Raw genomic sequence first — 20,796 nt, 5'->3', positions numbered from 1 at the left:
CTTCCTTTTGTTTGTCTTGTCCCCAATAATCTATGGGTTCCTTTGAGCCACATGCTACAAAAACAAGTAGAGTCAGGAATAAAAGGCTGATAGTACAATGTTGTTGCTTCATAGATTTGCTTGATAAAGTTTCTCCTGCTTGTCATGGCTTGGTTTATTTTGTGGCGTCTGCCTTGACTATTTTTTCTAACGTGGTCCAGCATTGGTACATGCCGCGAGGCACGTGGAAGCAACCTTTCCATTTACCACCCTTCAGCGGCATCAACACCTCGCCGCGCCTGTTGAGGTATCCGTACCATTCAGCATACTCGGCGTCTCTGAAATGTGTCCACGTGTATTCGTGCACCTTCTTGAACCAGTCCATACATCTCTTGTCGCCAGTGAGCTGATAGCCCTTGAGCATGGATATAAGTGTCTCTATGTGTACCCACCACAGCTTCTGGTCCCATTCCAATTGTTGGGGAGGATAGCCGTTGCGGTCCATGAAATAGTACAGACCGCCGTACTCCTTGTCCCATCCATATTCTAACATCGTAAGCGAGATGTCCTTGGCTTTTTCTATCAGTTCGGGTCTTTCCAGACGTTTGCCCAAGTCCATGATAAACCACATGGCCTCTAAGGCATGGCCCGGCGTTACCTGCCTGCCCTCGAAACAGTCCACCAATTTGTCGTCGGCACTCACGTTTTCCACGATGATGCCGCCAAGCTCTGGCCGGTAAAACACGTCCATCACTTCATGTATGCATGTCTCCATGGTCTCGAGTAGGTAGTCTTCGTCAAGAAGATGCTCTATCTCCAAGGCCAAGTTGCAGAGTATCATGGGCAGTGCGAAGTTTTTCATGTCGCGTGTTCCCGGGTGTATTTTATTCCACTTGCCTTTGGGATTGTCCACTTTCGACAGGATGATGTCGAAAGTTTTTTTGGCGATGGTGGCATATTCGTCATTGCCTGTGGCCAAACTGAGCTGTCCGAAGGCCATGGCGGCGAAGGTGTACGAGAAGATGTTGTATGGCTCGACCAATGGTTTGCCTGTTCTGTCTAACGAGAAATACCAGTTGTACTGTCCGTCGTGCCCATGTTTTTTCAAGAACTCGGCTCCTTGGATAGCACAGTTCAGCCATTCCTCATTTCTTTCCACCTTGTTATATAGCATGGCAAACAGCCACACTTCCCGGCATTGCAGCCAAATAAATTTGTCGGTGTCGAAGACGTTTCCCTTGCGATCCAGACATGTGAAATAACCGCCATACTCGTGGTCTTGTGAGTGCTCGAGCCAAAAAGGCACAACCTTTTCCAATAGTTCGCCCTTGTATTGGGCTGCCAACTTTTTGTAGTTCTCCATCTTTATGATATTTTTAAGATAATTATTCTTCGTATTTGCCACGCATGTCAACCTGTTTCCAGTGGAAAGGGTCTAACAGCTGATCCAACAACACTGCCATCTCGCCACGTGAGATATGTCGACTTTCGTCCAAGGGCATCAAATCAAAACGCTTGCTTATCTCGTCAATGCTCTTGCTTGTGGGTATGTGTTCGGCTTTGGCCACGTTGTTGATGAGTTTTAAGGCCTCTCTCACCGTCATGGCAGAGTGGGGCAGGGTGCCGCCCAATCGTCTCCAATGTTTGTAAAGGTCGTACATGCCTGTCAAATCAGAACCGGTCAACGTGCTGTCGGCCCTGAGCCAGGTCTCGTTTCTCCAGTCCACGCTTTTGCCCGTTCCTTTTAATAATCCTGTCGCGCCTACGCGCTGGTAAGCCTTAAATCGAGGGTTGTCGGCCGGAACGTCAAGGTAGGGCAGCAAATATCCGCCGGCCGATAGCACGGCGTCTTGCACGTCTCTTACGGCCACATCTGCCACTTCCTTGCCTTGTTTCAAGGCTATGGCGGCCAAAGCTCCGGCGGCCTGTCCTATCTGCACCACTACGGGTTGCAGCCGTGTGGAACCATTGATGAGGTTCGACACGGATATTGATTTCTCGGCCACAATCAGCCCCTTAGTATCGCGTGGAATGAGTGTGCCCAATGGCAAGCCGAATGAGGGTATGGGGTGGAAGTGAAGGTCGGGCAGCGTGTGGCTCTCCTTGTAGCGTGCATGGTGGTGATCCACGGGGTAGTCGCCTACGGCAATGCCTGTCCTATACAGCGGCTCAGACTGCCCGTATGGGTCTGACACGTGGCTCATGGTGAACCTCACCAGGCCGTGTATGCGTCTCGACTCTCTGTGATAGGGTATGAATGGCAGCAGGTCTTCGGTGGGAAACTCGTCGTCGGCCAATCCCAAATGTCTGTACCCCAACTCGTTTTGGATAAAGTAGACAAAGCGAAGGGTGTGCAGTTTGGCCTGCCGCAGAGCCTTGTCTCGCTCCGCGGGCGACATCTCCACAAGATTTGTGTAGAAGTCGTTGCCCTCTATGGGCCAATTTATCATATATTTGCCATTGGGCAAACGTCCGTAGGTCATCATCTTGTCGGCTGGCCACATCCGGTTGGGTTCCTTGGGCGAGACACACAATGGGTTGATGCAGCAACACGCAAACGCCGAGGGGTCGTAACCTTCGGGCTTGGGCATCGACACATCGCGACCGTAGTCTTTCAGGACGGCTACGTAGGTGAGGTCTTGTACCACATTATTCGCTTGTTCCAATGCTATGTCCTCGTGTGTGTCTTGTCGGCTTTCCATGCCCACGTCATACCCCACGCCACATTGTGCGGCGATGTCGCCCAGCTCGGTGGCGTCTATCACTATGCGTGCTTTTACCACGGCTGTCGCTCCGTCTTCCATGCTTGTCGTCAGGTGCCAAAGCTTGTTTGTCCTCTCTATTTGTTTGATGTGGCATCGTTTCCAGACGGTAATGTTTTTCTCCCGACTTACCATTTCTTGCAGTATGCGGTTGGCTACTGAAGGCTCGAACAGCACCTTGCTCACCCATCCGGTGGCCAATGAGTCCATGCTGCCATAGTGACGGGCAAGCTCTTCTCTGAACTCTCCGAATATGCCGGACGGCAGTCGGTAGTTGCCATCAATGGCACTCACGCCGGCTGCCGTCAACATTCCGCCTAACCAAGGGGTCTCCTCGACCACTAAAACACGCATGCCCATGCGTGCTGACTGCAATGCAGCAGCCACACCGCTGGCACCTCCGCCTGCCACCAGCACGTCTACCTTTGCCAACTTGCCAAATGCGGCGGTGGCTAAAACAATTTGCAAAAAAAGAATGAGACTGTATGCACGTGCTCTTCTTTTCATAGGTAGTTTCTGATTTTAGTGGTTTTTGTTTAGGTTCTTATTTGATGTGACAAATATAAATGTTTTTCTTTAAACATCCAAGGGAAATAAAATAAATTATTTAATAAAGGGCTAAATAAAAAAAGTTTATAAATAATAGGGGGTGAGTAAAATAAAATAATTTATTAATAACGCCTTTTCTACGCTATCTTGTCACCTTATTATATATAGCCTACATTAGCTATGACTTAGCATGGCTGTCTTTTTTCACATCACATGGGTTTGCAATAGGTCGGCGGGCAGATTGTGGGGTAATGGCAGGTGTGGTGGAGTTTATACAAGTGAGCACAAAACGGTCGGTAAAAGGATCGTCAAGCAGGGGCTTGGCAGGTTTCCAAGCGGTGTAAAAGCCAATACGGGGGTAGTCGTTATAGCTTGCATCACCCACGCGGCTTGCACCATCCACGTGGATCGGGTTGGGCAGTCATGTTAAATTGCACGCTTCTCCTTTTTTTTCGTAGGTTGTCATGACTGTCTCCCGATAGGCGATATAGCCCGGCTTCTTGCCACCAGGCATGCGCCAACCAGACCTGCGCGCTCTTGCAAGGAGGATGTCACCACCTCAGAATCTTCGTTGACAATATTGAGCGAGTATTTTTTGATGGCCATTTGAACGGGTTGTGTGATGTAATCACCAGTCTGAGAGAGTTCGCCTCCAATGACCAGCACCTCTGGATTGAATATATTGATGATGCCGGCTAAACCCTTGCCTAATTCTGTGGCTATTTTTTGCAGCATGCCTATGCAGAGCGTGTCTTCCTTTTCAATGGCATCCAGCACGTCGTACAAAGTAAGCTTCTTCTTCTCTTTCAGGAGCTTGTCTGACAGAATGGAGCGCTCGCCGTTGGTCACACTGCGTATGGTCTTGCGCAATAAGGCCATACCGGAGACCTCGGTCTCGACACATCCTTTCTTGCCGCACCTGCACAGCACCTCGTTGTCGTAGGCGTGCATGTGTCCAAACTCACCCGAAAAGCCCGACTTACCAAAGTAGAGTTCGCCGTCAACGATAATACCGATGGCGATGCCCCAACTTGCATTGACAAATACCACGTTTTTCGCTCCATTGCAGCATCCTGCGAGAAATTCGCCAAAGGCCATGGCTCGTGTGTCGTTCTCTATGCATGTGGGTATGCCAATGGCATTGGTGAGATAACGATCCAAGGGTTGCTCTAAAAAATTAAAGAAGCTGTAGCTTATTCCTTCGAATGGATTGACGCGTCCAGAAACATTCATTGATGCCTGCAATATCTTATCAGGATCGATGTCAATACTGCTGATGTAGTCGTTAACCTTGACTAAAAGCTCGTCAAGGCATTGCTGCGAGTTTTCCAATTGGAACGCAATATTGGTTTGCTCGTTGATGATGCGACCACTGAAATCGCACAGTGCTATGCCCAAGGAGTCGTGATTGGGGTCTATGCCCAAGAAGTAGCCCGATGTAGGTGAAAGGTCATAGATGGTAGGAATACGGCCATGTGTCTGTTCGCGTTTGCCGTTCTCCATGACATATCCCATCTCAGCGAGTTCGTTGATAATCTTTGTGGTTGTGGGAATACTTACGTTGAGCTTTTTGGACAATTCGGGAATGGTGGCTCCGCCGTCATACATAAGCGACTTGATGAGGTTCTTGTAGTTGACGTTTTTTTTCTTCTCCAAATCCGCTAATCTCATAGGTATAGTCTTTGGCATAGTTTATTTCTCCCTGTGGGGTGTCGCATGAGGTGCTCCGTGAAAGGATGATGCAAAGATAAGCAAAATGTGTTGGCTGAACAACAGAAAATCCACAAAAGATTTGTTCTTCTGGGCAATGTGATGATAGACAACAAAGTGTTTAAAATATCCTTGATTAAACTCACGAAATTTGGTGACAAATCAATAGATTAGAAGTGCTTCGCTTTCAACAAGAAAAGCGTTTGCCTTCTATGTCCCATTTTATTCTGGCGTGGTGGTGTAAGAGGTTGGTAAACACGTAAGTAGGAGATAAACTCCTGTGATCAGTGTTTACCTCCTACTCATTGTTGAATCCAGCTTGGGGTTACTCCCTTTCGCCAATCATCTCGTCGATGTGCGGGATGGCAGAACCCTCGCGGTGGCGGAAGAGGTTCAGGATGTCGCGCACGCTGGCTTCCTCCTCTACCTGCTCTTCCACGTATTTGTCGCAGAAGTTGGCCGATGCGCGGTCGTTCTCCTCGTCGGCCACGTTAGCCAGCTTGCTGATCAGGTCGGAGATATGCTGCTCATGAGCCATAGCCTCTTCAAATACATTCTGCGGATCTTTCCATTCGGTTTTCACGGCAGGAATATCGGTGAGTAGCACCTCGCCGCCACGGCTCAATACAAAATTGGCCATGTCCATGGCATGATGCTTTTCCTCTTCGCTTTGCTTGACCATCCAGTTGGCAAAGCCTCGCCAGCCTTCCTTGCGAAACCAGAATGCCATCTGGAGATAGAGGTTCGACGAGTACATTTCTTCTTTAATCTGCGCATTGAATGCGTCTTGCATTTTCTTGTTGATGTCCATGATGTTTTGTAGTATTAAAATGATTGATAAATCTGCAACAGTTGACCGAAACCCGGTGAGGGTTTCAGTACGGCTTGGGCAGAGTCTTGGGCAGAGGTCATTTCTGCTGCTCTGCATGACAAAGATAGACAAAAGCGATGATATAAAAAAATAAATTAGCATTTTTTCAAATCATAAACCAGCGCCTATCCGCTGATATCAGCGCGTGGTCACTCTTCCCGGGAAGGGGAATGGACTCCACGTTCTGACCAGACTTGCCCTGCTTCCTGCTCACAGCGTCATCTGTCGGTTCTTCCTTCTTGTCGTATAACTCACGTGCAGCCATCGTGGGGTGGGGGAGCCGATGGGTTCGAGGATGAGTTGGTCGAAGTCGAGGCGCGTCTTGATAAAGGAATACATGCGCAGGCCGCGGTCTGTGTTGTTGATCACAATGTCGGCAGCCTCGCCCCGTGTGTGCTGTGAGGCCGGAGCACCGCCCACGAGGCGGTTGACCTGACGCGTGCGGAAACCGCTCGATACAATCACCGGCCCAAACTGTCGACGCAGGGGTTCCAGAATGTTGAGGGCCAGATTCCTCAAGGCTTGCTCCTGTTGCAGGTTGGGCACGTTGGGAAGGTCGTGGTCGATGGCTGTACCCGATCGGGTGAGTTCGTAGAGTGTGAAATGATCCGATAGGTGTAGTTTTTCTTGTTTTGTCATGATATTTATATGTTAAAAATTAAGGATGTGTTCGTCCGTGGTTTGCAAAAGCGCTGAAGGATGTTGGGTTCGTCGACGAACTGCTGATACCTGTACAGGATGGACAATTCGGCCGTTGCCCGCTCGCGTATCTGCGACACCACGCGCTCTAAACTGTGTGGCATGGACTGACCCACCACGGCGAAGACCCGACGGGCAAGTTGTCGGCGCGAATAGGGTCTTCCCTGGCGGTCGGTCAGTGTGCGTTGCATCCATGCGAGGTCAATCATTTCCACGAGGTCACGTCGTGTGCTCATCCATCTGATGCTGTTGCTGGGTCTGCCTGCGAGCCAGTGTACATCGGCAGTAAGCCTGCCCAACGCTTTCCGGCGCAACTCGAAGGCTTGGATCTGAGTCTCAGCAAACTGTTCTGCACTTGCCCCCGCTGGGGAATGACTTGCGCCTAAGTTTGGCGCTGCTGTTTTTGACAGAATATTCATGTTGTTATAGAAGTTTGTAATGGTTTTAAAATATCAATTTCTCTATGCTTCCGGCATGTCTCTGTGGCAAAGATAGACGTTTGTCGGAGTTACCCCAAATAAGCTTTTGTGGTTTAATTATTGTTGGATTCGATGTGAAGTATTTCTTCAAAACAGCTTATTTTGCCCCTCGTAAATGTTAAAACAAACCATCGGAAAACACCAGATGTGTATAGCATAATCCACTGTAAATACCCAACAATAACCTGCTGTTTGCCTGTGGCTAAGTTGACGATAGTGAGTTAGAAAAAGAAATGGTTGTTGCAAAACATGCAACAACCACTCAGCATGGTGCCATCGAAGGGAAGACGCAGCCCCATGCTGTTGATGATTACAACCTCGATCTTTTGCTTATCCTCAAATCCGCAACTAAGCCCTTGAACGTCCTTCTTGCGTTTACACGTCCTCTCATTACTGAATTTGATGATTTGAACTGAAACACCCGCTTGCGGCCTACAATATCCCCTTACCCCACAATGTGACTTGAGGCAATACACAATATCATTCCCATAAGTTGTAGGCGTTATCCAAAATCTGTCTGATCTACACCTTAGACCGAGGGTTGAGTCGATTACAGATGATCATGTGGAGTCAAATTGCTCCATGACCCGAAAATAATCCCCCAAAAGGAGTGAGTCTCTCAGATTTAATCTGTATCTTCGCCATGTCTATCGCCGGATTCTCTTGTTTTTTGCAACACTAAGATAAGTGAATTCTTCGACATGACAAAATCCTGGGCCGCTTGCCAAAGCAAGAACTTTATGTTGCTCAGGTACTTAAAAAGTTTAATTTATAATAGTGTTGCGGAATTAAGGGTATGAAAAAGATCTTTTTGTTGATTGCATTTATGTCATTAATCATGAACGCTCACGCGCAAAATATCGCTGACGGGCATCACATGACATATCGAGGAGTTTCTTTTGCCGAGAGCCTTCAGGCGTTCCGACAAAAGTTGAGTGCCAATAATCTGGAGTTCACGCACAACGATCCTAATGATTTGGCCTATTTGATTGGAGGATACACCACGGGGGTGTTGGATGGTGACTTGGCAACCATATCCTATGACCAGAAAAATGGCAGAATAACGAAAATCTCGGTTTCCACGTTCGACCGTTGCTTGAGTGACGCGAAACCGAAGTTTGTGCAACTGCTTTCGGACATCCGCAAAGCCTACCCGAATGCTGTCTTTGAGAACGTTGTCGCCAAGAATGAATGGGGCAGCAGAATGGAGAAATATTGCTGGAATGTTTTGTCGCCTGACAAGGAATATATGCTTGGTTCGGTATACGTTACGCTCGACTTGAATGACGATGACCCTCACTATTGCGCCACAATGACTATAACCGACGCGTATAATTGTATGCAGGCAGAAGACGTTGTTTATGGATACGACGACATAAGCTATATAATGAGCCCTAAGTACGACGCGTGCTATATGTTCCTGGATGAGGACAACCTTGTTGTGTATCCTGTGAAAAATAATACTGTGGGAATGGTGCTCATCACGTCCGACGACCGCAGGAAGATAGTAGAATTGCTCTATGATAGCGACCGCTCGGAGGCGGAAAAGAGAAAAATACTGTCGAATTACTTTGACAGTATGCCCATATTCAACAATCAGTTCCTTTGCATGACGGAGGGCAGCTTCGGCAATAAGGATGTATATTGGGGCATCAGACAGGATCCTAATGCAAGAGTGTCGTCAACTGACAGCCAGCAGCATGGCGCACTTTATCAGCAGCAGTCTGCGCCACAGGTGAAGAGTGGAGCCACTACCAAGCAAAATGTGGCAAAGAGCTTCAGGAAATGGATGTTTGATGGTATTATGGGTAAGGATCTCGTGGATTTCTACAAATCCAACGGCACTTATGACTTTATGGTTGGCATAATGGGCGGATTGATGAAGGTTGTAGGTGGAAATGAGAACTACAAAACAAGCTGGGACAGCTACAGCGATGCCCAGAAGGCTGTAATTCACGAGCACGACAACGCCCGGTAGTTTTTCATAAATGATTTTTCAGAAAATACAAAACCGACTGATTTCAAGCTAATAGCCTAAAGTCAGCCGGTTTTATTTTGTTATTGCTGATCAGTCAATATCGATCAGTCGGAAATGCTTGTTGAAAGTCAAGTCCAATCCATTGGCAAATTCCACCTCGTATTCATTCCTGTTGATTTCAATCTTTCTCACTGGGTGTTCTGCATAATTATCCTTCAGGTAGTTTCTGATGTGTTGTGGAATTAAGGGTTAATATGAATATCAATAATAATACTGGCAAAAAATGATATTCAGATAAAACAACGGAAGTCAACTATAATCAGTTTTAATGTTTAACTGAGTCAACTTTTTCTAAGGATAAGCTTCTAAGGTAGTCAACCTAAATCAGGAAACTACACCACAAGGTTGCGTGAAAGAAATAAATTAGCAGACCCTAACTACTCAGAGCAACCTGCTGTTTGCTTGAGGTTAAGTTGACGATAGTGAGTTAGGAAAAGATATGGTTGTTGCAAAACATGCAACAACCACTCAGTACGGTGCCATCGAAGGGAAGACGCAGACCCATCCTGTTGATGAATACAACCTCGACCTTTTGCTTATTACATTGATCTCGCCCCTATGGATTATCTTGACAGGCCCGTTCTCATCCCGGACTCCGGTTGTGAAGTATCACTCATCAATGATCACACCAAATGTGGAAGGAACCAATAGACGTTGCGATTTCTTCCCTGGCCTGCCCATGGCATGGATACATTTCCTAAAGATAAAATTTGCCTTTAGATCGCCTCGACATAATACCCTTGACGGTTTGGGTCGGTTCCGTCAATAAAATGATAATAATTGCCACTCGGATTTTCAACGCACATGACTTCTGTATAGGTGAAGTCGGCATGGGTGGTGTGCAATGATTCAAGTATGTTGTTTGGCACTGTCGCGCCTTTTGGCAACGCATAAGTTGTTTCTTCCCACTTTGTGTCGAAGTTGGATGTTTTAAAGAAAACAGACTTCAACACGCCGTTGTGTATGACGAGGTAGTTGTCAGAGCCCAGGTCGTTGACATAACCAAGTGTCACAGCTCCGCTGTAGCGTTTGGAAATCCAATCAATATCAGTAGATAGCGGACGCGCATTGACCGGCAGATTCAACGTGTATTTGCACGACTTGAGTATCGTTCCGTCGCTGCCGATGACAAGTGTGTGAACGAGGTTTTTCTCAGTGGGTGTGTCCTGCAGATATGACAGTATGTAGTATTTGTCGTTGATGCAAGTCTGCGACATTTCCTTTATTTCACGAAACTCGTTTTTACGGGCCTCAGGGTTTTCATGGAACAGCCGTTGCAGCACTTTATAGGGCAATTGGTTAATGGCGGGCAGCGTCTTGATGGTGCGATTCCACACATTGTTAAGATATACCACAGCATATTCATTCCCAGCCTTGTCTGACGAGAATATAGATGTTTCCTGCTGGCCGGTATGGCGGTAAAAGTCATTGCCTATGTAAACGTGATCAATGGTGATGTCTCCGCAGCGGTTGTGGAAATCTTGGGGAACAGCCTCCGGCAGGTTATCGGTGTTTTCCGGTATATCGGTTTCGGAGTTGCAAGAAGATAAAACAAGTGCGATAGCAACAACCGTTACGTACAATAAATGGCTTGATTCTAAAAATTTCATTTGTGCTTTCTTTTTAAAGACGTTTGTCTAACTATTCATTTCAATGGTATGACCACCATGGTTTTCAACGGCGGATTCCATAAGGAGGTGCAAAGTTAAACAATTTTTTTCTGAAAGCTACCTTTCCTTTCCACCAACGTCATTGATCACGCCCCTACGGATTACCTTGGCAAGGTCGCGCTCATCCCGTACTTCGTTAGTGAAGCATCAAAAAAGGGTTAAAACTATTGACAAAAGGCCTCTAAATTTTCGCGGATTTGAAAATAAGTTGGCCTTCACTCGAAATACGTCAAACAGGCGGTGGTTTGCAAATGGTTGACTGCCAGTGGCTTTGAAAAATCGAGGTTTTTCTGCGATTTTTTCGCTTGCGATGGAGTATCGAACGGCATAGCGGAAAGGCCTGAAACGCAGTGCAAGGAAGACGCTTTCGCGCAGCCGCTAAGGCTTAACCACACGATGAGAAGACTTCAATCGCCACAAGTTGACAAATTTGAGTTATGCTTGTCGCGATGATGCCGAAAAAAGATGGCGCTTTTCTTTCTGGTTGCCCCGAAAACTACGACCGAAAAATAATCATTATATTTTACGATTTTGGAAGGGACGTATGCTCAAACTTGACTTTTGAAGGAACCATTCGGCAAACATTCACAACCGCTGATCATCATCAGATGACGTCGGGAATCTTCCTGTGGATCATGGTCAATCGCTCTGCTTGACAGTTGTTATAACCCCAAGGTCACTCAGTAAGTCATTGACACACCCTGTTATTGAATGCACAAAACTTACTTTCCTTGGCCCCTTTTTGTTAATATATTTAAACGTTTTAGGTAGAATAGGTGACATTTAGAACATAATAGTTACCTTTGCGGCCAATTATTTTTAAACTTTTTAAGATGAATAAATTTAAATTGTTTTTTGCAGTGTGCGCGATGACTGTCGCACACAACACGTATGCTGGTGGTTTGCTCACCAACACCAATCAGAATGTTGCTTTCAATCGTCACTTTTCGCGCGATGCCTGTATAGGGGTGGACGGTGTCTACGCCAACCCGGCAGGAGTGGTTTTTCTCAATCCGGGAGCTCACCTCTCTCTGAACTGGCAGACCGTCTTCCAGAGTCGGACCATCAAGAATGAATATCCACTGTTTGCTAACAACCCCAAGCAGCCAAACACCCAACGCACCTTCAAAGGCAAGTCGTTTGCCCCCGCAGTGCCCTCCATACAGTTTGCCTACAACTGGAAAAACTTTTCTTTTCAGTCCAATTTTGCCGTGGGCGGCGGCGGTGGTAAATGTACTTTTGACGACGGATTGGGGAGTTTCGAGAAGATTGTGTCTGAGACTGCACTCGCTGCCGTCGGACTGGCACGCACCATCGACGCCGTAGCCGTACCCGGAGGTCGCATGTTCAGCAGTGACGCCTATCTGGGCAGCACCGGCAACTACTCCTTCGACAGCTACATGCGCGGCCGCCAATACTACTACGGGCTGTCGCTCGGCGCGGCCTACAAGGTGAGCCCCAAACTCGGTGTGTTTGCCGGCGTCAGAGGGGTGTATGCGCTGACCAACTACTATGGCTACGTGAGGAATATCAAGGTGGGCAACATGCCGCTCTACAAACTGCTCGACGCCTCCAAAACCGGCTCGGCCGACATTGAGCTGAACTGTGACCAGAGCGGTGTGGGATTCACGCCCATACTCGGTCTCGACTATAAAACCGGACGATGGAACTTCGCCGTGAAATACGAGTTTAAAACGCAGCTTCGTCTGAGCAACAAGTCGGTGAATGTGGCTCCGAGTATCGGAAACCTGCCGGCCAACCTTGCGCTCATGTTAGGCAAAGCCGGCGTACCGCTCGATGCCTCCAAGGCCATCTTGACCGAGCCTACCGTTGCGAAGACGATGCAAGGGGTGAAGACCATGTTTGACAACGCGTTGGAAGATGCCGTCGGCGAGTTCGAAGACGGCAAGACAGTGCATGGTGACATTCCCGCCCTGCTCACGATGGGCGTGGGCTACAGTCCCATCGACCCGCTGCGCCTCAATGTGGGTTTCCACTATTTTTGGGACAAGCAGGCCAGAGCATACAACCACCGCGAAGACAAGCTCAAGCGCGGCACCATGGAGTTTAACGCCGGTGTGGAATATGACGCCAACAAAACGGTCACCGTGAGTGCGGGATGGCAAAACACCAACTACGGCCTCACGCCGGAATATATGGACGACAAGTCGTTTGTGGTCAGTTCAAACTCCGTGGGAGCCGGTGTTCGGCTTCACCTGAGTAAGAAGATGAGCCTCAATCTGGCTTATTTCTGCACGCTGTATGGGCATCAGAAAACTGCAGAGACAGCTCCCGGCGGCAAATACACGGCCGACTACACCCGTACCAATCACGTGCTGGGGGCAGGACTTGACATTGATTTCTAACGACAGTCCTGAAAACTACGGTCAAAAACCAATACTTATATTTCACGATTTTGGCATGAGCGCATGCTAAAATCCGACGTTTGAGCAGCAGGAGTTAAACTCTCTGACTTCTGCGCTCAAACATTCTTACACGTGCTCTGCTACTGTATCAGAAAGGAATCTTATTTTTTTCGTTTTTCTTAACAGGATATATACAATAAGTTTTTATCTTTGTAACCATAGGAATCTATTCTAACTATTGTTGGAATTAATGATACTACGGATACCAATTACAGTAAAGATTTAAACTTAAGTGTATGAAAACTCGTTTCTTATTTCTGTCCCGATTTCCAATTTTATTATTGGGAATTTTAATGATGATTGCATGTAGCAGTAATTCTGATAACCCTGTGGAAAAGTCAGAGCATCCTGTATTATTGAATTTCACACATTCTGGCTGTAAAGTTGTCAGTACTACCAAATCGAATCTTGTTGATCATTCGAATTACCTATCAAATTCAGTTCTGCAAACCGATGACATTGACAAAGATGCAATCTCTTTAAAAGCGATGCCGGATGGAAAACTTAGGATAGAACATGGCAATGTAACCTTAAGTTGTGAAGCCCTTATTCAAATAGATTTAAAAGTTGAAGGGAAGACACTTATCTTGACTGAGAAATCCACTGATGACACAAATTGTATATGTGATTACGATTTAGTGTTAACGTTGGAAGGTTTGGATGAAACTGCATATCATGTAATTGTTCAACGACAAACTATTGATAGGAAAGGGGCAGCCACTCAAAAGGAAGTCACGTATGGGGATTTTAATTTCACATATTCCAAAGATTTGTCATTAACAACAAAAATAAATAGATTATGAAAAGTATGAAACCGATTGCATGACTGGCTGGTGTGAAACAATATTAATCAGGTAGCAAAAACATTAGATATATGAAACGATTGGTATTAATAGCAATAGCTTGGTTGATGTGCATGTCAACCTATGCGCAGGCATACGAGGTGGACTTTTCTGTTGATCAGGAAAAGACAACAGTAAGCTATAAAATAAAAAACAATACAAAAGATTATCTATTCGTTTTTAAGGGATTCTTCTCAAATTTAAGGAGTTGTTGTATGGTGTTTTATGCTTTACCAAATGGAGAAACAGGTTTTGCTGATATCGATGTAATTCCTGATAAAAAAAGAGTAAAGGTTATAGAGCCGGGTGAGACTTATCAGTTCCAATTTGAATTATCATCTTACAGAAAGAAATATCACGTAACGAAGTTGGAGGGTGTTTTCGATTTTCTTTATCGGGAATCGGCAAACGATGATTTAGCTCCTGTACGAATGAAGAAGGTCATTACGCTTTAATGAAAAGCCCATGTGTTGCATGTGTTACTGGTGTGATACAGTAAAATATTCCTCAATGGAGACTAATGGCAACTCATATCTATATTGGAAACAAAATAACAGTTTAATATAATTTTGACATGAGACGTTACATATTGATGATATGCCTTGTATTCTCTATTCAGGGGATGGCGCAGATAGCTGTTGGGGTGGAATATAGCTCAAAGACAAAAGTAGTTACTCTATCCTTGAATAATAAAACAGATAGCTATTTTAATTTTATCCCAATCGACTATGGTAATTACTACAAATATTTAAACTCAATTTCATTTACCTTCAAAGATAGCAAGGGGCATGTGCTCGGGCATGCGGAGAGATTTATTTATGACGAGCAGTTTCACCAGCCACGTGGTAAAGGGAGATATCTATTTCCGCACGAGACAAATAGGTATATCCATAAACTGAGAAGATGGTATGATGGTGATGATGTGTATAAAGTTGAAGTACTTGTAAAAATAGATGCCAGAATTGTAGATCCAAATCGAAAGGGGGGTGGGAAATCTACGAAACAGGAAACTTATAAGACTGAATTTCGGAAAACCGTCTTATGGTAGCAGAATCTTATTGAATCAGCAGCAAAAGCATTAGATAGATGAAACGATTGGTATTAATAGCAATAGCTTGGTTGATGTGCATGTCAACTTATGCGCAGGCATACGAGGTGGACTTTTCTGTTGATAAGGAAAAGACGACAGTAACCTATAAACTCAAGAATAACACAAAATTTATGCTTGCGTTGCTCAAGGGACATTTTACAGATTTGAAGAGCTATTGTACGGTATATTACATCTCATCAAGTGGATTAATAGATTGTTTTGATATAGATGTAATACCTGATAAGAATGCTGTAATGCCCATAAAACCAGGAGCAACTTATCTCTATGAAATAGATTTGAAACCTTATAAGAAGGAGAATCATATCATAAAATTAGAGGGTGTTTTCACATTTGTTTATCAGAAACCGACAAAAGAACTGGTGCCGGAAAGAATAGAGAGAACGATTGAATTTGAATAGAAGTGAAGAATCTTATGGGGTTGAACAGAATTCTGTTTTAGAAAAATCATTTTAACATAACTTAAAATGAGAAATGTTATCATACTCATGTGTTTGTTTTCTTTCATTCGAGGATATGCACAGATTGATATTCGGATGGACTATGATGCAAAGAACAAGGATGTTGTTTTGCTCTTGGAAAGCAAAAGTGATGTTTATTATAATCTTAGAACAAAGGAATTTGGTGATTCCTTTAAATTTCTGAACACAGTTACATTTACTTATAAGGATAGGGAGGACAATTTACTGTATAGTATTAGGAGGTTAATTTATGACGAACAATTCCATCAGACCAGTTATTTGAGGGGAGCTTTTCTTTATCCACATACAACAAATAGGTATATCCATAAACTGAGAAGATGGTTTGACAGTAACGATATATATAAAGTTGAAGTACTTGTAAAAATAGATGCCAGAATTGTAGATCCTAAACAGGAAAGAGGTGAGAAAGCTACGGAACAGGATACTTATAAGACTGAATTTCGGAAAACCGTGTTATGGTAGCAGAATCTTATTGAATCAGACAGCAAAAGCATTAGATAGATGAAACGATTGGTATTAATAGCAATGGCTTGGTTGATGTGCATGTTAAGCTATGCGCAGGCATACGAGGTGGACTTTTCTGTTGATCAGGAAAAGACAACAGTAACCTATAAACTCAAGAATAACACGAAATACGATTTATTTCTTCGGAGAGGTTTTTTCCCGAACATGCAGAGTTACTGTTTAGTATATTATACGACATCAACTGGTGAGCTTCGTTGTATTGATATTGATGTGTTACCTGATGATAAATATTTGAGGGTGATCAAGCCGGGTGAGACTTATCGGTTCGAATTTGCTTTATCTCCTTATACAACGAAGTATCACGTAACGAAGTTGGAGGCCGTATTCAATTTCCTTTATCAGAAATCGGGAGACAACGAATTTATTCCGGTAAGAAGGGAGATGGTTATCACGCTTTAACTGTAAGCGCATGTATTGCATGGAGTACTGGTGTGGCGCCTTGTTTTGATGTGAGCCGTGGGCTTGCAGCTGTATTTTCCTCAGAAACGTTTGAGCTTTCTCTGAAAAATGCTATCTTTGCAGACAGACAAACTAATCAACAACTTTTAAAACAAACAAAATCATGACCTACAGACACATCCTTGTGGCGACGGCCTTGTCGCTGCTCACCGTACCGGTTGCTGCGGGGACTGCCGACCCCGTGGTTGTCGTGAACGGCACACCGGTGGAGAACATCCTGTCGCAGATTACTTTTGAGGGCGATAACGTGGTGCTGCACTTTACTGATGGCGCAGCCGATCGGTCCGAAGACATGGCAACGGTGACCATCACCCTGCCCAACACCACTGGCATTGCGCGTATCAAGACTGCGGCCGCCGTTGCGGCGGTGGGCAACGAACTTGTGATGGACGGCATTGCGGCCGGCGAGCGCATTGCCATCTACGACACGGGCGGACGCCTGCGCATGCAGACCACCTCGCCGGGCAGCCGTGTGCGCTTCTCGCTGGAGAGCCTCGCTACCGGCATGTATATTGTGAGAGCGGGCAGTAACATCATTAAATTTCAAAAGCAATGAAACACAGTTACATACTCGCGGCCGTTCTTCTGTTTGCCCAGACTGCGGTGGCACAAAACAAGGTGAATCTCATGTTGAACAGCGGACAGGTGGAGACGTATGAGACCGGCACGCTGAAGAGTATCGACTTTGACAAAACGAAAGTAACGGTAAACCCCGCCGTGGGCGATGCGACGGTCTACGACGGTAAGGTGAACACCATCAGTTTTCAGAAGCAAAACGCCATTCGCAGGGCACAGGGCTGGCAGGAGTCGGCCTATGTGGAATGGGATCTGATGGAAGGTGCGACCTACAACGTATATATACAAGGTGGCGACTATGCCGACTGGATGGCGATCGACGCGCCGCTCGTGCGTCTCTACGCCGCATACGGACGCGCCGACGTGGTGGGACTGCGCGCAGGCTACTACAGACTGCGCGTGGTGCCGGTGGTGGACGGCAAGGAGCGCCCCGACCGGACATCGGAAACCGGGTTGCTCCGGGTGGTGAACTACGACCGCTCCGGATTTGCCCACAAGGACTATCAGGGCGTGGGAGCCTACAACGACGACGGCACGCTGAAGTCGGGCGCAAAGGTGATTTATGTGGATGCACAGAATGCCAAGACCGTGACCGCCAAGCTGTCGTCGGGAACGTTCACCGGACTGCAGGGCATTATCAAGGCATACGAGAAGGGTAACGTGAGCGAGCCGCTGGCCATTCGCATCAAAGGTCTCATCAGTGCCGCCGATGTAGATGCTTTCGGCAGTAGCACCGAGGGCATACAGTTGAAGGGCAGGCATGCAGACAGCGAACTGAACATCACCATTGAGGGCATTGGCGAGGATGCCACCATCAAGGGTTTCGGCTTCTTGGTGCGCAACGCCAAAAGCGTGGAATTCCGCAATCTGGGCATCATGCGACAGATGGACGATGGCATATCGCTCGACACGGACAACAGCAATATCTGGATACACAATATCGACGTGTTCTACGGCAAGAGCGGAAGCGGCGACCATGCCAAGGGCGACGGTGCCATCGACGTGAAGTCAAACTCCAAGTTTGTCACCATCAGCTATTGCCATTTCTGGGATACGGGCAAGTCGTCGATGGCAGGCATGAAGAGCGAGTCGGGCCCCAACTACATCACCTATCACCACAACTGGTTTGACCACAGCGACTCGCGGCATGCCCGGGTGCGCACGATGTCGGTACATCTCTACAATAACTATTTCGACGGTGTGTCCAAATACGGCATCGGTGCCACATCGGGGTCGAGCATCTTTGCCGAAAACAACTATTTCCGCGCCACCAACAAACCCCTGCTGAGTTCGTTGCAAGGCACCGACGCCAAGGGTACCGGAACATTCTCCGGCGAAAACGGCGGCATCATCAAAGCCTACGGCAACATCTTTGCCGAAACGGGCAACTCCAGCTACTACAATCCCATCACATGGAGCAGCAATCACACCAGCTTCGACTGCTACGAGGTGGCCATGCGCGAGGATAAGGTGCCCGCTGCGGTGGTGACGCTCAGGGGCGGAACGACCTACGACAACTTCGACACCAATGCTTCCCTGATGTATGCCTATACCCCCGATGAGGCTGCTGATGTGCCCGGCAAGGTAACGGGCTATTACGGTGCCGGCCGATTGAATCACGGCGACCTGCAATTCGCCTTCAACAACAGCGTGGACGACAAGGACTACGGTGTGAATAAGAGTCTGGCCGCCCTGCTCGACAGTTATGTCGGAGCCGATACCACATCGGGTGGCAACAGTGGCGACGAGGGCGGAACCGGAGAAAAACCCGGAGGCGAAGACCCGAGTGCGGGTGGCGAGACGCCTGTGGAGGGTGCTGTGGTGTGTAGCTTCGACAAGGCCGGAACGCCTTCGTCATCGCTCTTCACCGTAATGGGCAACGGCTCCAACAGCAAGGGTACGGCCACCTATAACGGCAAAACCTACAACACCTGCCTGAAAATGGAATCGAGCACCAACATCTCCTTCACCACGACGAAAACCATGAAGCTTACGCTCGTCTTTGCCGACACCGAGACCGCGAGCTTCAAGTTTGACGGCAAGAAGACTGTGGGCACCGGCAGCACCTACACCTTCGACTCGCTGCCGGCCGGAGAGCATACGATCACAAAGCAGGATATACGAAATCTCTTCCTCATCGTGATGGAGCCATAGAACAAATTTTCTTTAGGTTTTCATTTCGGGTATGGCGATGGTCGGATTGCCTTTTTTCCTGACCAATAGGTTGCCGACAGCTTAGTTGAGGCTGGTTCTATAAATTATCACCGCGTCGCTGGCGGGGCGAAGTGCCCTTGTCAGCGACGCGGTGAAATTGTGCTCCCTATGCGTAGAGGGAACTTAGGTTAAGATGGCAGATCAGCGCACGCGGGAAATGACTTTCTTTCCATTACGGATAATAATGCCCTTGTAACCCGTTCCGACACGCTGTCCCATCAAGTTCCATACGGGCTGTTGATTGGATTCGGTGGTGGCATGGAGGCTGTTGATGCCGGTGGTAGACGGTGTCAGCTTGGTGGGGTAGAGCTGAGCTTTTCCATCGTGGAGTGTCACGATACCCCTCACGGTGTATTTGCCGTTCTCTACCGCCTCCATGTCAAGCTTGAGCTTGTTGTAGAGTTGTATTTTCTCTCCGTTTTTAACCATAGAGTAAATTGTCCCCTCGAAGTCTTCTTCTACAGTTACGTCCATGTCTTTCAGTTCTACCAAGTCAGAGATATATTTCTTGGCTTGAAGGTCCTCAAAGGTTATTGCGCGTGGTTCCGGATTCTCAGTGCTATGCGCTATTACCAGATTATCAGCGTTGGTTGTCATGAAGTTTCCCTTGATTTCGGGTGTGCCTTTATAATTTTGGAAGTCAGCTCTGAATGTTCCGTTAATTACGTTGTTGGTATCATAGTTAATACCCGTCAAGTAGAGCATGATGGCATCATTGCCCTGACGAATCCAGGCGTTGGTGTAGAAGCAGTAGAGCACCTTGGCATCTTTGAGTTCAATTTTGATATCGGTCAGGTCTTCGGTGCTCTGGCAGAGGTCGTGGATGGTGTAGGTCTTGTCTACGGGTGGAGTGATGTCTCCGTATTTCACGACAATCTGCTCAAAACGCGTGTTCTTCGCAATGTTGATTTCCACGGTTTCAGCATTTCCTTCCCAGTGTCCCTTGGTGAGAGTGCCTACGTTGGCAGTGTTTCCTTCGCCCCACTTGTCATAATTCAGCTTCATGTCGATTTCCTTGATGGGCTTGGGTGCCTTAATGATGAGTTTGCCACCGAAAAGCCGCAGGGAGTTGGTCCACATCTTGTTGGGATACGCTTCATTTGGATTGGGTGTCACGGTGATGCTCACTTCGTCAATCTTGGCGGTTTTTTCTTCGAGAATGTCTCCTTGATGAGAATTCTTTGATGAAGGAGCTTCAAATCCGAAGAGTTTGCAACTGGTGTACCTGGATAAATCGAATGTAACTTGTTCGGCATGTGCCAAGTTAGTCAACATGAATAGCGCAAATAAAAGCGCGGTGCGTAATTTTGTTGTCATAGAGTTGTGATTTAAATGGTTTACAAATCGTGCGTCAAAGGTACATAACTTTAATTACAAGGAGCATATTTTCTCTATAAATATTTTGTT

21 protein-coding genes are annotated in these 20,796 nt (G+C 46.7%); 11 read left to right on the top strand and 10 right to left on the bottom strand.

The annotated features are described in order from the left end of the window. Positions 1-154: 154 nt before the first annotated feature. The 7 genes from HMPREF0645_RS12385 to HMPREF0645_RS13040 all read right to left on the bottom strand — a co-directional run bounded on the left by HMPREF0645_RS12385 (position 155) and on the right by HMPREF0645_RS13040 (position 6,989). Entirely contained in the window at positions 155-1,342 is a 1,188-nt protein-coding gene (locus HMPREF0645_RS12385) for a n-acyl-d-glucosamine 2-epimerase (protein ID WP_044123677.1), read from the bottom strand. A 22-nt stretch (positions 1,343-1,364) separates the two neighbouring features. Next, positions 1,365-3,248, bottom strand: a complete 1,884-nt coding sequence (locus tag HMPREF0645_RS12380; RefSeq protein ID WP_007175394.1) for an FAD-dependent oxidoreductase — start codon at positions 3,246-3,248, stop codon at positions 1,365-1,367. A 220-nt stretch (positions 3,249-3,468) separates the two neighbouring features. Beyond that, entirely contained in the window at positions 3,469-3,693 is a 225-nt protein-coding gene (locus HMPREF0645_RS12375; protein ID WP_007175393.1) for a hypothetical protein, read from the bottom strand. Positions 3,694-3,752: 59 nt separating this feature from the next. After that, positions 3,753-4,979: an ROK family transcriptional regulator gene (locus HMPREF0645_RS12370; protein ID WP_007175392.1), complete on the bottom strand. Its 1,227-nt coding sequence runs from the start codon at positions 4,977-4,979 to the stop codon at positions 3,753-3,755. A gap of 346 nt (positions 4,980-5,325) precedes the next feature. Continuing rightward, positions 5,326-5,811: a ferritin gene (locus HMPREF0645_RS12365; protein ID WP_007175390.1), complete on the bottom strand. Its 486-nt coding sequence runs from the start codon at positions 5,809-5,811 to the stop codon at positions 5,326-5,328. 270 nt (positions 5,812-6,081) lie between these two features. After that, positions 6,082-6,510, bottom strand: a complete 429-nt coding sequence (locus HMPREF0645_RS12360) for a D-Ala-D-Ala carboxypeptidase family metallohydrolase (protein WP_007175388.1) — start codon at positions 6,508-6,510, stop codon at positions 6,082-6,084. 5 nt (positions 6,511-6,515) lie between these two features. Continuing rightward, on the bottom strand, positions 6,516-6,989 hold the full coding sequence (locus tag HMPREF0645_RS13040; protein ID WP_007175387.1) for a hypothetical protein: 474 nt from the start codon (positions 6,987-6,989) through the stop codon (positions 6,516-6,518). 293 nt (positions 6,990-7,282) lie between these two features. On the opposite strand from HMPREF0645_RS13040, the gene HMPREF0645_RS14385 reads away from it, so the two are divergent. Together HMPREF0645_RS14385 and HMPREF0645_RS12345 are read left to right on the top strand one after the other, a co-directional pair. Beyond that, positions 7,283-7,465, top strand: a complete 183-nt coding sequence (locus tag HMPREF0645_RS14385; protein ID WP_007175385.1) for a hypothetical protein — start codon at positions 7,283-7,285, stop codon at positions 7,463-7,465. Positions 7,466-7,845: 380 nt separating this feature from the next. Beyond that, entirely contained in the window at positions 7,846-9,027 is a 1,182-nt protein-coding gene (locus HMPREF0645_RS12345) for a hypothetical protein (protein ID WP_007175384.1), read from the top strand. Positions 9,028-9,117: 90 nt separating this feature from the next. Here HMPREF0645_RS12345 and HMPREF0645_RS13500 read toward each other — a convergent pair whose 3' ends face one another. Both HMPREF0645_RS13500 and HMPREF0645_RS12340 read right to left on the bottom strand, forming a co-directional pair. Then, positions 9,118-9,258, bottom strand: a complete 141-nt coding sequence (locus HMPREF0645_RS13500; RefSeq protein ID WP_272866897.1) for a PepSY-like domain-containing protein — start codon at positions 9,256-9,258, stop codon at positions 9,118-9,120. Between the two features lie 545 nt (positions 9,259-9,803). Then, positions 9,804-10,697 carry a globin family protein gene (locus HMPREF0645_RS12340; protein ID WP_007175383.1) on the bottom strand — a complete coding sequence of 298 codons (894 nt, stop codon included), beginning with the start codon at positions 10,695-10,697 and terminating at the stop codon, positions 9,804-9,806. An 893-nt stretch (positions 10,698-11,590) separates the two neighbouring features. Here HMPREF0645_RS12340 and HMPREF0645_RS12330 point away from each other — a divergent pair. From HMPREF0645_RS12330 to HMPREF0645_RS12290, 9 genes are all read left to right on the top strand, one after another. Then, the gene (locus HMPREF0645_RS12330; protein ID WP_007175381.1) at positions 11,591-13,123 is read left to right on the top strand and encodes an OmpP1/FadL family transporter; all 1,533 of its coding nucleotides are present in this window, start codon (positions 11,591-11,593) and stop codon (positions 13,121-13,123) included. A gap of 296 nt (positions 13,124-13,419) precedes the next feature. Further along, a complete protein-coding gene (locus HMPREF0645_RS12325) occupies positions 13,420-13,986 on the top strand; it encodes a hypothetical protein (protein ID WP_156777934.1) in 567 nt (188 codons plus the stop codon). 71 nt (positions 13,987-14,057) lie between these two features. Continuing rightward, on the top strand, positions 14,058-14,480 hold the full coding sequence (locus HMPREF0645_RS12320; protein WP_007175379.1) for a hypothetical protein: 423 nt from the start codon (positions 14,058-14,060) through the stop codon (positions 14,478-14,480). 119 nt (positions 14,481-14,599) lie between these two features. Continuing rightward, positions 14,600-15,073 carry a hypothetical protein gene (locus HMPREF0645_RS12315; protein ID WP_245544032.1) on the top strand — a complete coding sequence of 158 codons (474 nt, stop codon included), beginning with the start codon at positions 14,600-14,602 and terminating at the stop codon, positions 15,071-15,073. Positions 15,074-15,111: 38 nt separating this feature from the next. Then, positions 15,112-15,534: a hypothetical protein gene (locus tag HMPREF0645_RS12310; RefSeq protein WP_007175377.1), complete on the top strand. Its 423-nt coding sequence runs from the start codon at positions 15,112-15,114 to the stop codon at positions 15,532-15,534. Positions 15,535-15,600: 66 nt separating this feature from the next. Next, positions 15,601-16,077 carry a hypothetical protein gene (locus tag HMPREF0645_RS12305; protein ID WP_007175376.1) on the top strand — a complete coding sequence of 159 codons (477 nt, stop codon included), beginning with the start codon at positions 15,601-15,603 and terminating at the stop codon, positions 16,075-16,077. A 39-nt stretch (positions 16,078-16,116) separates the two neighbouring features. Next, positions 16,117-16,539 (top strand): hypothetical protein, encoded by a 423-nt coding sequence (locus HMPREF0645_RS12300; protein ID WP_007175375.1) that lies wholly within the window; start codon positions 16,117-16,119, stop codon positions 16,537-16,539. A gap of 163 nt (positions 16,540-16,702) precedes the next feature. Further along, positions 16,703-17,155 (top strand): T9SS type A sorting domain-containing protein, encoded by a 453-nt coding sequence (locus HMPREF0645_RS12295; protein WP_007175373.1) that lies wholly within the window; start codon positions 16,703-16,705, stop codon positions 17,153-17,155. After that, the gene (locus HMPREF0645_RS12290; protein WP_007175372.1) at positions 17,152-19,329 is read left to right on the top strand and encodes a pectate lyase family protein; all 2,178 of its coding nucleotides are present in this window, start codon (positions 17,152-17,154) and stop codon (positions 19,327-19,329) included. Before HMPREF0645_RS12295 ends, HMPREF0645_RS12290 begins: the two co-directional genes overlap by 4 nt. A 201-nt stretch (positions 19,330-19,530) precedes the next feature. Here the strand turns inward: HMPREF0645_RS12290 and HMPREF0645_RS12285 are convergent, their stop codons facing one another. Beyond that, on the bottom strand, positions 19,531-20,706 hold the full coding sequence (locus HMPREF0645_RS12285; RefSeq protein WP_007175371.1) for a hypothetical protein: 1,176 nt from the start codon (positions 20,704-20,706) through the stop codon (positions 19,531-19,533). Between the last annotated feature and the right edge of the window lie 90 nt (positions 20,707-20,796).

The organism is Hallella bergensis DSM 17361, assembly GCF_000160535.1.
In the GTDB taxonomy this organism is placed as follows: domain Bacteria; phylum Bacteroidota; class Bacteroidia; order Bacteroidales; family Bacteroidaceae; genus Prevotella; species Prevotella bergensis.
This window is presented reverse-complemented; position numbering and strand designations above follow the sequence as displayed.